The sequence below is a fragment of the Streptomyces sp. YPW6 genome, assembly GCF_018866325.1.
Classification (GTDB): Bacteria; Actinomycetota; Actinomycetes; order Streptomycetales; family Streptomycetaceae; genus Streptomyces.
In genome coordinates this window covers 171,928-185,117 of record NZ_CP076457.1, presented here as the reverse complement: position 1 = coordinate 185,117, position 13,190 = coordinate 171,928, and the positions used below count along the sequence as shown (strand labels likewise).

The window sequence follows — 13,190 nt, the reverse complement described above, 5'->3', positions numbered from 1 at the left end:
TGCCGAGTCTATGAGGGTGCCCACGGCGGGCGACGTGCGCACGGGACCGGCCCGGGGCCTGCGACGCCTCGGGCCCCGCCGCAGGGGCACGCCCTTTCCGGCGTACTCAGGCCCCCACCGTCCCGTCCACCCCCTCCCGCAGCAGGTCCGCGTGACCGTTGTGGCGGCCGTACTCGAGCAGGACGTGCACCATGACCATCCGCAGCGAGACGTCCTTCTCCCAGCGCGGCTGACGCCCCACCAGGTCCAGGGAAGCCGCCTCCCGTTCGATCCGGCGCGAGGTCTCCACCTCCGCCTCCCAGGCCGCGAACGCCTCAGCCCCGGTCGAGGCGTCCGCGTCGTACGCCGCCTGGAAGTCGAAGGGCTTCCGCGACCACACCATCGGAGCTGCCTCGTCCTCGAACACCCGGCGGAACCAGGCGCGTTCCACCTCCGCCAGGTGCCGTACCAGAGCCAGCAGGGACAGGGTGGACGGCTCCATCGACCGCTCGCGCAACTGCTCGTCGCTCAGCCCGGCGCACTTCCTGGCCAGGGTCTCGCGGTGGTGGTCCAGAAAGGCCCGCAGCGTCTCGCGCTCACCGCCCAGGAGTGGAGGCTCGACCCGGTCGTCACTCGTCATGTTCGTCTTCCCCGGTTCCGTGGTGCCGGCCGCCAGTATGTCCGCCCCGCGTTCTGCGGGCAGCCGGGTTTCCGTGCCCCCGGCGGACGGGCGCCGCTGCCCGGGGCACCCCGGAGCTGGCTGTTCGAGGCCGTCCGGGCCGTGGACTTCGGTGTCCGCCGGACCGAGGGGCGGCCGAACACCCCTGCGTGACGGCGTTCGCTCAGGTCAGTCGCACCCTGACCGTCTGTGTCGCCCCGCGTGTCCCGGACAGATCGCCGAAGACGAGGCGCAGCGACGCTCCCGTGGCCGCCGATGTCACCGTCGCCGGTTTCGACACGACCGAGGTGACAGCCCGGTTCCAGGTGAGGGCGAGGCCGGTGCGCATCCGCATGGGGTCGCTCACGCACACCGTCGCCGTGCCGTCGGCGTGCTCGGTCACCATCACCGAGCACGGGGCGTCCGCCACCAGCGGCCCGACGCTCCCGCCGAACCAGAAGTTGACCGCCGTCAGCCCGAGCGAAGGCACCGCCACCCCCTGCTGGTCGTCCGTGTTGGCGAGCACGCGCAGCCAGCCGCCGTCCGCCGCCCGCGCCGCCGTGCGCTGTTCGGACGCGCCGGGCAGGAGCTGGTACGCGTAACCGGCGTCCGACGGATCCGTGCCGTGGTCGAACCAGAGAGTGAGGTACTTCCGGGTGAGCGGATCGGTGGAGCCCGCCCGGTTGATGTCGCGCCAGCGCCCCGTCCGGTTCTCCCGCAGCGCCTTCACGGTGGACCCGCCAGGGAACACGTAACCCCCGTGCCCGGCCAGGTGCGCCCAGGACACGCCGGACAGCGTCGCGGACCAGGGGGCGGCGACCGGTTTCGCCGAGCCGTCGACGGTGAACGGGGCGTTGCCCGTCGGCCCCAGATTGCGGTTGTCGACCGTGGTCTCCACGGGCGCGCCGTCGCGGCCGTGGATGCCCGCGCCCAGACACACCACCGTGTCGTCGAGGAAGAACCACGACTTCTTCGCCATCAGCGTGCTGGACAGACCCTTGAGGTACTGCCCCACGGCGGCGCGCTTGCTGTCGGTGACCCCGCCGACCCAGTTCACATCGGGGAGCGCGACGCCCCAGTCACCGCCCGCCCCGTCGGCGAGCACCGTGCGCGAGACCGTGGTGCCGGGCAGCCGGTACGGATCGACGGTGGGCCAGAACGCGTCGCTGTACTGGCCGTTGGCGAAGGTGTCGCCCCACCAGTAGAGCATCCCGCTTCCGGTGTGCCAGCCGCGCAGGTTCTCGCCGTTGCCGGTCTCGTAGTAGGTGATCCGCCGGTCGGCCATGCTCAGCGACGCCGCCCAGCCCGGACGGCGGTGGGTGCCCCGCGCCATGTCGGGGAAGAGCCGGTGGCCCGTCGGTTCGGCGATCGGGGTGAGCGAGGTGTCGTCCAGGACGTTCTTGATCCGGGCCAGCGCGGTGAGCCCGAGCAACGGGTTGCTCAACGGGGGGCTGTAGTAGTCGCGTTGTGCCCAGCCTTTGACGAGCGCCCGCCACCGGGCGTTCTCCGCGGCCGACGCGCCCTGCCCCAGCAGCAGGATCGAGGCCATGACGGGGTGCCCGCGCCGGTGGTCGTCGAGCCCGCCCCGGCTGATCGCGCGCCCCGCCACGGAGTCCATGACCAGGCCGTTGTAGAGGAACGGGGCCCAGGCGTTCTCCACCGCGTCGAACACCACCTGCCGTTGCGGGTCGGTGACCTCCCAGGCGGTCCCCTTCAGCAGCGCGAACAGCAGCCCGAGCCCGCCGAGCATCACCGACCCGTAGCTCCCGGTGTAGGGCACGGTGGTGTGCTGGATGAACGAGCCGTCGGCGTAGAGCCCGTCGCCCTTCGTCACCAGCGGGAAGACCGGGGAGAGCGCGTCGCGGGCCAGCGCGATCTTCGCCGCGGTCCCGCCGACCACCCCGCGCAGGGCCAGTACCCGGCACAGGTCGACGCGGTTCGCCCCGGTGCTGGTCCCCGTGTACGAGGCGACGGCTGAGTCCGGTACGAAATGGTCGACGGCGGCGCAGTAGCGTGCGCGTGCCTCCGGGGTGATCGCGTCGTACATCAGGACGCACACGTCCAGCAGGGCCTGGGGCGCACCGATCTGCCAGCTGTACCAGTTGCCGTACCGGGTCTGCCCGTCGTTGTAGACCTGGGTGTTGAGGTGCTCCAGGCCGGTGAGCACCGCGTCGCGCAGGGCGCTGTCCCCGGTCAGCCCGGTTCCCGGCCGGCGGTAGGCCTGAGCCAGGGTGGCGAGGCGGATGAAGCTGGTGGCCATCCGCCCCGAGAAGACGTACGACTCGGGGTCCGTGTCCGGGTCCGGATCCGCGAAGACGGCGTCGGGCCACAGCGAGCCCTCCGCCGGGGCCATCGTCTCCAGCCACTGCGACGCCTCCTCGCCGAGAGCGGCCAGCCGGCTCCTGAAGGGCTCCGCGGTCGGGCTGAACCCCTCGCCGAGGATCAGCGTGCTCCACGTGGTGCGGAGCGCGGCGAACGGATCGTCCGCGGGTGCGGCGGAGGCGGCTTGGGGCGCGGCGAGCATCAGCGCGCCCCCGCTCGCGGCGGTGAGCGCCGCGGAGGTGGCCAGGAAGGTACGGCGGGACCAGGCAGAAGTCATGGGAGAGCTCCGGGTCGGTGACGTGTCTCCGGCGGGAACCCGGTGGGCGGTGGGCACCGGAGAGGCGGATGCCGCACAGTCCCGGGATCCGACTGTTCTGAGCGGGCGGGCACTTTCTAGCAGCCACCAGACGACACGCTCAATGACTTTGGCTGAATTGATCGTATCGATCGCTCCATGGCTTGTGCGGGACCTCTCCACGGCGGAATCGGCGCGCACTCCGTGCTTCCGTGCAAACCACCGCTCGGATCGTTTCGAGCGGATGCGATCGATATGGTTGAGCCAGGCCGGACGGCGGTCGCCCCGGGGTCCGCAATCCCCGCGCTTCCGCCACCGGTGCGCCGTTTCCAGAGCCCAGCCGTCTCCGAGTCCAGGGGGATCCATGCGACTGCACGTCGACCAGCGCCACGAGCGGGTGCTCGAACTCGTCCGCGAGCGCGGCAGCCTGCGCGTCGCCGAACTCGCCGAGGAGCTCGGTATGTCCGCCGTCACCCTGCGCCGGGACGTCGAGGCGCTGGCGGCCCAGGGGCTCGTGGAGCGGCTGCACGGTGCGGTGGTGTGGCCGGCGGGGCAGTCCCGGCCCGCCCCGGCCTCCGCGCCGTCCGCCGAGGGGCTGGTGGTGGGCATGGTGGTGCCGACCACCGAGTACTACTACGCGGACGTGGTGCGCGGCGCCCGGCAGGCCGTCGAGGCCGCTGGCGCCCGGCTGACGATCGGGCTCTCCCGCTACCTCCCCGACGAGGACGCCGCCCAGGCCCGGCGGCTGCTGTCCACCGGCGCCGACGGACTGCTGCTCACCCCGAGCTGGGAGCGCGGCTGTCCCGAGCAGGGCGAGGGGGTATGGGCGGCGGAGCAGGACATCCCGGTCGTCCTGGTGGAACGCTCGGCTCCCCTCGGCCATCCGGCGGCGCGCCTGGACCGGGTGCGCTCGGACCACGCGCACGGGGCCGCCGAAGCGGTGGCCCACCTGGCCGGGCTCGGACACCGGGCGATCGCGCTCGCTGTGCAGGACAGCCCGACCGCTCCCCGGCTCCGGGTCGGCTACCGGGCAGCCGTGGACGCGCTGGGCCTGACCCCGGTGTCGTCCTCGCCGCTGGACGAGGCCCTGCCGCAGTCCGAGGCCGATCGGTTCGAGCGGACCCTGGAGTACCTGTGCCAGGGCGTGGCGAGCGGCAACGTGACCGCCGCGATCGTGCACAGCGATGCCGACGCGATCGTCCTCATCCCCCGGCTCCAGGCCAGGGGAGTGCGGGTGCCCGAGGACCTCGCGGTGATCGCGTACGACGACGAGGTCGCCTCGCTCGCCGATCTGCCGCTCACCGCGGTGGCCCCCGACAAGCATGCCGTGGGCGCCGCCGCGGCCCGCCTCCTGCTGTCCCGCCTCGGCGCCGACCGCCGCGGCGCGGCGGACGCGACGGGCCCGTACGCCGGCGCCCGTCGGCATCTGGACATCCTGCCCACCCTGCGGGTCCGGGTCTCCTGCGGGGCCGCCGCTGCTCCCTGACGCGGAGGGCGCCGCGCCGCGCGGACCGCGCCGCGGGTCAGCAGGTCCTGGCGGCAGAGCTTTTCGCGGTGCCGGGGCCGATCGGCGCCGTGCCCGAGCTCCGGACCGATGAGTGATCGATTTGATTGAATTGCTCATTCGCTCTTGACTGCGATCGGTTCTGCGCAAAAAGATGTGTGCCGTTCACCTCATCTCCCGCAGCCCGAGGTTTCGTAGGAGCCGGCCCATGCCCTGTACCGCCCGCACGTCCCGCCTCGCCCTCGCGGCGTCCGCCGCCTCACTCGCCCTGCTGGTCACCGCCTGCGGCGGCTCGGGCTCGGACGCCTCGGGCGCCGGGGACGGCAAGCCCGTCACTCTCACCTTCTGGTCGGCCACCGCGGGCGCCAAGGAGACCGCCGACGCCTTCAACAAGACGCGTACCGACATCAAGGTGAAGTTCTCCATGGTGCCCGCCGGCCCCGAGGGCGTCACGAAACTGTCCAACGCGGTCAAGGGCGGCAACGCCCCCGACGTGGCGACGATGGACTACTCCGCCCTGCCCGAGTACGCCAGCGAGGGCAACCTGGAGAACCTCACCCCCAGCTCCGGCGACCTCGTCGAGAAGGAGTTCCCCGAGGCCGTCCAGTCCCTGGTCAACCTCGGCGGCTCCACCTGGGCCGTCCCCTTCGACGTGACACCGATCCAGCTCTTCTACCGCAAGGACCTGTTCGCGAAGCACGGCGTGGACGTGCCGACGACCTGGGCCGCGTACCGTACGGCCGCCGAGAAGATCCACGCCGGCGACCCCGACGTCACCATCACCAACTTCGGCGGTGGCGATCCCGCCCTGCTCTCCGGCCTCGCCTGGCAGGCCGGCGCCCGGTGGTACGGCACCAACGGCGACGCCTGGAAGGTCGACATCGACGACCCGGCCTCCCGCAAGGTCGCCGCCTACTGGGACGGCCTCCTCGCCGACGGTCTCGCCTCCAGGACCCCGCTCTGGGGCGAGGGCGAGAACAAGGAGCGCGCCACCGGCAAGGTCGCCACCATCATCGGCGCCGCCTGGAGCGCCGGGAACTTCCCCGTCAGCTACCCCGACTCCCGCGGCAAGTGGGGCATAGCCCCCCTGCCCACCTGGGACGGCGAGGCGAGCACCGGAATGTACGGCGGAACCTCCTACATCGTGCCCAAGGGCAGCGAACACATCGAGGCCGCAGCCGAGTTCATCAAGTGGGTCACCACCGACCCGGAGGCCATGACCGCCCGCCTCAGCTCCCTCAAGGCCCCCAGCAGCGCCCTGCCCGCCAACGAGGGCATGCGCGCCGCCGCGGCGAAGCAGTTCGACAACTCCTACTTCGGGGACCAGGACGTCTACGCCCTGGCCGGTGAGGCCGCCGCCACCATCGTGCCCGGCTGGACCTGGGGCCCGGTCCAGCAGCAGGTCACCTCGGTACAGATGGCCGCGGGCGCCGACCACACCAAGATGCTGAGCACCGGACAGGCGAAGGGCGAGAGCGCCGTCACCGACCGCGGGCTGAAGCTCGACAAGTAGCCCCACGGCGGCCCGGCGCCCGCCGCGCCGGGCCGCCCCGTCCCCGTACCGTCCCCACCCCGCCGAAGGAGCACCAGGTGGCAGCCCCACTCGCCCGGCCGGCCAAGACCCCGGCACCACCGGCCGTGCCGCCGCCCGCCGGACCTGCCGGTTCCGCCGGGCCGGGAAAGCACGGCGCGCCCGGCGGCCCCGGCGCACGACGCGGACAGCGCCGGGCCGTCGCCCTGTTCACCGTCCCGTTCTTCGCGCTCTTCGCCGCCGTCACCGTCCTGCCGATGATCTACGCGGCCTGGATGAGCCTCTACCGTGAGGAATCCTCCGGCCTGGGATTCGGGGGCACCGAGCGCGTCTTCGCCGGATTCGGCAACTTCACCGAAGCCCTCGGCGACGAGGCGTTCCTGCGCTCCTTCGGGAACATCGCCCTCTACTGCGCCCTCTACATCCCCGCGATGGTCGGCGGCGCCCTCGTCCTGGCCCTGCTCGTCGACTCGTCCCTGGCCCGGGCCAAGCGCTTCTTCCAGATCGCCTACTTCCTGCCGCACGCGGTGCCCGGCCTGATCGCCTCGCTGATCTGGCTCTACCTCTACACACCGGGCCTCAGCCCCGTCACCGACGCCCTCGACGCGCTCGGCGCGCAGTGGAACTTCTTCGGCGAGGACGAGGCGGTCCTCTCCGTCGTCAACATCTCCGCGTGGCAGTGGACCGGCTACAACATGATCATCTTCTACGCGGGCCTCCAGGCCGTCCCCCGTGAGGTCCTGGAAGCCGCGACCGTCGACGGAGCCGGCGCCCTGCGCACCGCCCTCCAGGTCAAGGTCCCGATGATCCGGCCGACCGTCGTGCTGACCCTGCTGTTCACCTGTGTCGGCGCCATCCAGCTCTTCGACGCCCCCAAGCTCGTCCAGCTCCGCGCCAACACCATGGGCGAGGACTGGTCGCCGACCATGTTCATCTACACCGTGGCCTTCAAGGGCCACGACTACGGCCTGGCCGCCGCGAGCTCCCTGCTGCTCGCCCTCGTCGCCGGCCTGCTGTCCTTCGTCGTCACCAAGCTCGGCAACCGGTGGAAGGCCTCATGAGCATCCAGACAGCCAACCGCGGGGCACCGACCGCCGCCGCCCGGGGCTACGGGACCGCGCGCCGCACCGCACCCCGGCCGCCCACGCGCCGGAGCCGTACCGGCGGCCTCACCTCCCGGGTGGCGGTGAACGCCGTGCTCGCCGTCGTGGCCGTCTACACGCTGATGCCGCTGACCTGGCTCCTCATCGCCTCCACCAAGAGCTACCGGGACCTGTTCGCCACCAACCCGTTCAGCGTCGGCGACTTCCACCTCCTGGCCAACCTGAACGCCCTGATCGACCACAACGACGGCATCTTCGTCCGCTGGATGCTCAACAGCCTCCTCTACACCGTCGTCGCCTCCCTCCTCTCCACCCTGATCTCCGTCGCCTGCGGATACGCCTTCGACAAGTACGCCTTCCGCGGCCGGGAGAAGTGGTTCGGGGTCGTCCTCGTCGGCGTCCTCATCCCCTCGACCGTCGTCCAGCTCCCGCTCTACCTGATGGCCTCCGAACTGGGCCTCGTCAACACCTACTGGGCCGTCCTCATCCCCGGCCTCGTCAACCCCTTCGGCGTCTACCTGGCCCGCGTCTTCTCCGAGGGGTACGTGCCGGGCGAGGTCCTCGAAGCCGCCCGGGTCGACGGAGCCGGGGAGATACAGACCTTCGCCAAGGTCGCCCTGCCGATGCTCGCGCCCGGCTTCGTGACCATCTTCCTGTTCTCCTTCACCGCGAGCTGGAACAACTTCTACGGCGCGCTCATGATGCTCAACGACGACCGGCTCTACCCGGTCAACCTGGGCCTGTTCATGTGGAACCAGAACGTCTACCAGCAGCCGGAGCTCTACCCCCTGGTCATCATCGGCTCCCTCGTCGCCGTCGTCCCCCTGATCGTCGCCTTCCTCTGCCTCCAGCGCTTCTGGCGCTCGGGCCTCACCGCAGGAGCCGTCAAGTGACCCCCTCCGCCACGCCCCGGGTGACCCGCCCCCGCACCGTCCTCGCGATGAGCGGCGAGACCCGGGCCGCGGTCCTCGCCCCCGCGGCCCTGGACCGGCTCGTGCGCGTCGCCGACCTCGATCCCGCACTCCTCGTCACCGATTTCGGCGCCGACGACCCCGCCCAGCGCACCACACTCCACGAGGCCGAGGTCCTGTTCACCGGCTGGGGCTGCCCCCGGCTCGACCCGGCCGCCCTGCGCGCCATGCCCCGGCTGCGCGCGGTCGTCCATGCCGCCGGCTCCGTCAAGCACCACATCACCCAGGACGTATGGGACCGGGGCATCACCGTGAGCACCGCCGCGGCGGCCAACGCCTTCCCGGTCGCCGAGTACACGGTCGCCGCGATCCTCTTCGCCAACAAGAACATCCTGGAGAGCGCCCGCGTCTACCGCGAAGCACGCTCCCGGGTGAACGTCCTCAGGCGGTTCCCCGGCGCCGGCAACTACCGCCGCACTGTCGGCATCGTCGGCGCCTCCCGCATCGGCCGCCGCGTCATCGAACTGCTGCGCCCCTACGACCTGCGCGTCCTGGTGCACGACCCGTACCTCGACGATGCCGACGCCCGCGCCCTTGGCGTGGAGCGCGCCGGACTCGACGCGCTGGCGGCCGGGAGCGACGTCGTCACCATCCACGCGCCCGAACTCCCTGCCACCCGACACCTGTTCGACGCCTCGCGCCTCGCGCTGATGCGGGACGGGGCGACTCTCGTCAACACCGCCCGCGGCTCCCTGGTGGACACCGATGCGCTGGTGAAGGAAGTGGTCACCGGACGCCTGCACGCCGTACTCGACCATACGGAACCAGAGGTCCTGCCCGCCGACTCGCCCCTGTACGACCTGCCGAACGTCCTGCTCACGCCGCACATCGCCGGCTCGCAGGGCGGCGAGCTCCACCGGCTGGCCGACGCCGCCGTCGACGAACTCGAACGGTACGCGCACGGCCTGCCCTTCGCCCATGCGGTGGACCCCCGCACCCTGCACCAGCAGGCCTGACCCCGTCCCCGTACCTCTCCGGAAGGCCTGCCATGTCCCGAGCCCGCCGTGTGCTCCTCGTCGGCATCGACGGAGTGCGCCTCGACACCCTGCGCCGGGCGTCCACCCCGCACCTCGACGCGGTGGCCGACGCCGGGTTCCTGGCCCCGGTGACCGTGGGGGAGGACACCCCCACCATGTCGGGCCCGTGCTGGGCCACCGTCGTCACCGGCGTCCGCGTCACCAAGCACGCGGTGTGGGGCAACGACTTCCGCGGCCACCGCCTCGGCGTCTTCCCGGACTTCGCCACTCGCCTGGCCCGCCAGGACGGCCGTCGCACCTATGTCGCCGCCGCCTGGCAACCGCTGGTCACCGTCGCCGACGGCGGCCCGATGTTCCGCCGCCCCACCCGGCTCACCCACCACGCACCGGCCGCCGACACACCTGCCGCCTGGGAGGAGGCCGACGCCGCGACCGTGCGGGACGCCGTGGCCGTCCTCACCCACGAGGACCCCGAGGCGTCCTTCATCTACCTCGGCGCCCCCGACGAGACCGCCCACCACCTGGGCTGCGGCGACGCGTACGAGGCATCGGTCGAGGCGGCCGACCGGCGCCTGGGCGGCCTTCTCGCGGCCCTGCGCGCCCGGCCCCGCCATGAGGACGAGGCCTGGACCGTCCTCGTCGTCACCGACCACGGGCACCGGGACGAGGGAGGCCACGGCGGCGGCAGCCCGGCCGAACGCACCGCCTGGCTCGCCTGCGCGGGCCCGGACACCACCGCCGGCGCGCGCCCCGCCCGCCCCGTCCGGCACGAGGACGTCGCCGCCCAGGTGTACGCGGCCCTGGACCGTACGCCCGACGCGCACTGGACGCTCGACGGCCGCCGGATACCGACGGTGCCGCGCGGCGCGCTCCCTCACGGCCCTGCTACGGGAAGGGGGGCCGGAGCGGCCGGGGTGACGTGACGACATCAGGACGCCGGGGCCGCTGGGCGGCGCGCCCGCCCGGCCCCGGCGTCCTCGTGGTCACGCGGCGTGCGCCCGCCCCGTGGCCAGCACCGCCATCAGCCGGGCCACCGTGCGGGCCATCGCGTCCCGGCCGTCCGCCAGATACCGGCGCGGGTCCACGCCCCGGTCGTCCTGGGCCAGCCGCTCCCGTATCGCTCCGGTCATCGCGATGTTCAGCGCTGTCCCGATGTTCACCTTGCGGATCCCGCCCGCCACGGCGCGCGCCAGCTCCTCGTCGGAGGCCCCGGACGAACCGTGCAGCACCAGCGGAACCGGCACCGCCGCACGCAGGCCGCCCAGCAGGCCGTGGTCGATGACGGCGTCCCGCGACGTCATGGCGTGCGAGGTGCCGACCGCCACCGCCAGCGCGTCGACCCCGGTGGCCTCGACGAACGACCGCGCCTCGTCGGGATCCGTACGGGCCCCGGGCGCATGGGCGTTCAGGGGCGGCTCCCCGTTCTTCCCGCCGACCTGACCGAGCTCGGCCTCCAGCCACAGGCCCCGCTCGTGCGCCCAGACGACGGCGGCGCGGGTGGCCGCCAGATTCTCCGTGTACGGCAGCCGCGCCGCGTCGAACATCGCCGAACTGAACCCGCAGTCCGCCGCCCGGTGCAGCAGCTCCGGCGACTGCACATGGTCGAGGTGCAGGGAGACGGGGACGGCTGCCTGGTCCGCGATCTCCGCCGCGGCGCGCGCGATCGGCCGCGGCCGGCCCCGGTGATAGGCGACGGCGTTCTCGCTGATCTGCAGGATCACCGGCGATCCCGCCGTCTCCGCCCCCTCGGCGATGGCCTCCGCGTGCTCCAGGGTGATGACGTTGAACGCGGCGACCGCACGGTGCTGTGCGGCGGCCTCGGCGATCAGATCGCCGGTGGCTGCGAGGGACATGTCGACTCCGTGATGGGGACTGAGGACCGGTGGGCGGGGGAGGGGGCGGCCCGGTGCGTCGGGCCGTGCTGCCGGCTCAGGCCGTGCTGCTGAGGATGACCGAGCGGGTGAGGTGGCGCGGCCGGTCCGGGTCGAGGCCGCGCGCGTTCGCGACGGCTAGTGCCAGCCGCTGCACCCGGACCAGCTCCGCCAGCGGGTCGAGGCCCCCGGCCACCCAGCGGGCGCCGGTCGCGTGCACCTCGTCCATCAGCCCGGAGGGGGCCTGACCGAGCATCCAGGTCGCGGTGGAGCGGGTGGAGATGCTGATCGGACCGTGCCGGTACTCCATCGCCGGGTACGCCTCGGTCCAGGCGAGCGCGGCCTCGCGCATCTTCAGCGCCGCCTCGTTGGCGAGCCCCACGCTCCACCCCTGCCCGAGGAAGGTGAACTGGCTGCACTCCACCAGACCGGCGGGCAGCGGCTCGGCGAGCGCGACCTGGGCGTCCTCGACGACCGCGTCGCTGTGCAGACCCAGATGGGCCCGGAGGAGGGTCAGCGCGGATGTCGCGAAGCGGGTCTGCACGACGGACTTCTCGTCGGCGAACTCGAGCACGATCGTGTCGTCGGCCAGCGCGGCCATCGGGGTGTCGGGGTCGCCGATGACCACCGTGCGACGGGTCGTGTCACCGATCCGGCCCAGGAGTCCGATCACCTCCGTCGTGGTGCCGGAGCGGCTCAGGGCCACCACCCGGTCGTAGGGCCGTCCGGCCGGGAACTCCGAGGCGGCGAAGGCGTCGGTCTCGCCCTGGCCGCTGCCCTCCCGAAGGGCGGCGTAGGCCTGGGCCATGAAGAACGAGGTCCCGCAGCCGACCACGGCGATGCGCTCGCCCGCGGCCGGAAGCCGGTGGGCCAGTCCGTCCGCCATACCGGCGGCGACCTGCCAGCAGTCGGGCTGGCTGGCCAGCTCCTGAGCCACGTGCGTCATCTGTGCTCCCTGATCGCGGCGATCGATGCTCGAAGCTGCATATTAAGCGCGCGTTTCAAGCATTATCAAGCAGATGCGCGTCAGGTCCGCACGTCCGGCGCGGCCGCCCCGCCCGGCCTGCGGGATCCGGCGAGGGCCGGTCCCCACCGGCGATCGTGAGATGGGTGCCACTTCGCGATCGCGCATTCGGTCCCGGCGGATGGGTAGGGTGGTGGCGTTTCGCGACAGCTGCGGAAGGGTCGAGCCAGGGAGAACGATTCATGGGTTCGCTGACGGGAAAAGTCGCCCTGGTCACGGGCGCCAGCCGGGGAATCGGCCGGGCGATCGCCCGGCGGCTCGCACGCGACGGCGCCTTGGTCGCCGTTCACTACGGCATGCGGGCGGAGGCGGCCCGGGAAGTGGTCGCGGGGATCACGCACACGGGCGGACGGGCTTTCGCGGTGGGATCCCTGCTGGGGGTGCCGGGAGACGTCGAAACCCTGTACGAGGCGTTCCGGGCGGGAATGGCGGACCGGGGAGAGGAACCGGCGCTGGACATTCTGGTCAACAACGCCGGTGTGAGCGGATCGGGGCGCATAGGCGACGCCTCGCCGGAAGTCTTCGACCGCCTGTTCGCGGTGAACGTGAAAGCGCCGCTCTTCCTCATCCAGCAGGGTCTGGCCCTGATGCGTGACCGAGGCCGGATCATCAACATCTCGTCGGCCGCCGCCCACCGCTCCTTTCCGGAGTCCGTGACCTACGCCATGACCAAGGGGGCGCTGGAGACGCTGACGCTTGCGGTGGCAAAGGAAGTGGCGGAGCGCGGCATCACGGCGAACACCGTGGTGCCCGGCTTCGTGGAGACCGACATGAACGCCCGGCGACGTGAGACGCCGGAGGCCGCGGCGGTTCTGGCCGCGCACTCCGTTTTCGGCCGCCTGGGCCAGCCGTCCGACATCGCCGACGTCGTGGCCTTCCTCGCCTCGGAGGACTCCCGCTGGGTCACCGGACAGAGCATCGACGCCACGGGCGGCATCGGGCTCTGAGACGGCGG

10 protein-coding genes and 1 pseudogene are annotated in these 13,190 nt (G+C 72.4%); 7 read left to right on the top strand and 4 right to left on the bottom strand.

Annotation, left to right across the window (positions count from 1 at the left end; translation table 11 throughout):
- Positions 1-106 precede the first annotated feature (106 nt).
- Both KME66_RS00760 and KME66_RS00755 read right to left on the bottom strand, forming a co-directional pair.
- The gene (locus KME66_RS00760) at positions 107-619 is read right to left on the bottom strand and encodes a DinB family protein (RefSeq protein ID WP_073224222.1); all 513 of its coding nucleotides are present in this window, start codon (positions 617-619) and stop codon (positions 107-109) included.
- 202 nt (positions 620-821) lie between these two features.
- The gene (locus tag KME66_RS00755; protein ID WP_216317845.1) at positions 822-3,236 is read right to left on the bottom strand and encodes a polysaccharide lyase 8 family protein; all 2,415 of its coding nucleotides are present in this window, start codon (positions 3,234-3,236) and stop codon (positions 822-824) included.
- 382 nt (positions 3,237-3,618) lie between these two features.
- On the opposite strand from KME66_RS00755, the gene KME66_RS00750 reads away from it, so the two are divergent.
- The 6 genes and pseudogenes from KME66_RS00750 to KME66_RS00725 form a co-directional block, all read left to right on the top strand.
- Positions 3,619-4,740 (top strand): substrate-binding domain-containing protein, encoded by a 1,122-nt coding sequence (locus tag KME66_RS00750; RefSeq protein WP_216317843.1) that lies wholly within the window; start codon positions 3,619-3,621, stop codon positions 4,738-4,740.
- A gap of 226 nt (positions 4,741-4,966) precedes the next feature.
- Positions 4,967-6,271 (top strand): sugar ABC transporter substrate-binding protein, encoded by a 1,305-nt coding sequence (locus KME66_RS00745; protein WP_073224218.1) that lies wholly within the window; start codon positions 4,967-4,969, stop codon positions 6,269-6,271.
- Positions 6,272-6,348: 77 nt separating this feature from the next.
- Positions 6,349-7,350 carry a carbohydrate ABC transporter permease gene (locus KME66_RS00740; RefSeq protein ID WP_216317840.1) on the top strand — a complete coding sequence of 334 codons (1,002 nt, stop codon included), beginning with the start codon at positions 6,349-6,351 and terminating at the stop codon, positions 7,348-7,350.
- Entirely contained in the window at positions 7,347-8,285 is a 939-nt protein-coding gene (locus KME66_RS00735; RefSeq protein WP_216317839.1) for a carbohydrate ABC transporter permease, read from the top strand. The genes KME66_RS00740 and KME66_RS00735 overlap by 4 nt, the downstream gene beginning before the upstream one ends.
- Complete coding sequence (locus KME66_RS00730) at positions 8,282-9,319, top strand: hydroxyacid dehydrogenase (RefSeq protein ID WP_216317836.1); 1,038 nt, start codon at positions 8,282-8,284, stop codon at positions 9,317-9,319. The genes KME66_RS00735 and KME66_RS00730 overlap by 4 nt, the downstream gene beginning before the upstream one ends.
- A 32-nt stretch (positions 9,320-9,351) precedes the next feature.
- Positions 9,352-10,203, top strand: a pseudogene (locus tag KME66_RS00725) (alkaline phosphatase family protein); the annotation flags it as partial.
- Positions 10,204-10,323: 120 nt separating this feature from the next.
- Here KME66_RS00725 and KME66_RS00720 read toward each other — a convergent pair.
- Both KME66_RS00720 and KME66_RS00715 read right to left on the bottom strand, forming a co-directional pair.
- Positions 10,324-11,193, bottom strand: a complete 870-nt coding sequence (locus tag KME66_RS00720) for a class II fructose-bisphosphate aldolase (RefSeq protein ID WP_216317834.1) — start codon at positions 11,191-11,193, stop codon at positions 10,324-10,326.
- A 76-nt stretch (positions 11,194-11,269) separates the two neighbouring features.
- Positions 11,270-12,157 (bottom strand): SIS domain-containing protein, encoded by an 888-nt coding sequence (locus KME66_RS00715; protein ID WP_216317832.1) that lies wholly within the window; start codon positions 12,155-12,157, stop codon positions 11,270-11,272.
- Positions 12,158-12,417: 260 nt separating this feature from the next.
- Here KME66_RS00715 and KME66_RS00710 point away from each other — a divergent pair, with 260 nt between their 5' ends.
- Positions 12,418-13,182 carry an SDR family oxidoreductase gene (locus KME66_RS00710; protein WP_216329003.1) on the top strand — a complete coding sequence of 255 codons (765 nt, stop codon included), beginning with the start codon at positions 12,418-12,420 and terminating at the stop codon, positions 13,180-13,182.
- Positions 13,183-13,190 lie beyond the last annotated feature (8 nt).

What these genes read in the sequence shown, in the direction of transcription:
- KME66_RS00760 (WP_073224222.1), bottom strand. Translation starts at nt 619, where the DNA reads ATGACGAGTGACGACCGGGTCGAGCCTCCACTCCTGGGCGGTGAGCGC.
- KME66_RS00755 (WP_216317845.1), bottom strand. Translation starts at nt 3,236, where the DNA reads ATGACTTCTGCCTGGTCCCGCCGTACCTTCCTGGCCACCTCCGCGGCG.
- KME66_RS00750 (WP_216317843.1), top strand. Translation starts at nt 3,619, where the DNA reads ATGCGACTGCACGTCGACCAGCGCCACGAGCGGGTGCTCGAACTCGTC.
- KME66_RS00745 (WP_073224218.1), top strand. Translation starts at nt 4,967, where the DNA reads ATGCCCTGTACCGCCCGCACGTCCCGCCTCGCCCTCGCGGCGTCCGCC.
- KME66_RS00735 (WP_216317839.1), top strand. Translation starts at nt 7,347, where the DNA reads ATGAGCATCCAGACAGCCAACCGCGGGGCACCGACCGCCGCCGCCCGG.
- KME66_RS00720 (WP_216317834.1), bottom strand. Translation starts at nt 11,193, where the DNA reads ATGTCCCTCGCAGCCACCGGCGATCTGATCGCCGAGGCCGCCGCACAG.
- KME66_RS00715 (WP_216317832.1), bottom strand. Translation starts at nt 12,157, where the DNA reads ATGACGCACGTGGCTCAGGAGCTGGCCAGCCAGCCCGACTGCTGGCAG.
- KME66_RS00710 (WP_216329003.1), top strand. Translation starts at nt 12,418, where the DNA reads ATGGGTTCGCTGACGGGAAAAGTCGCCCTGGTCACGGGCGCCAGCCGG.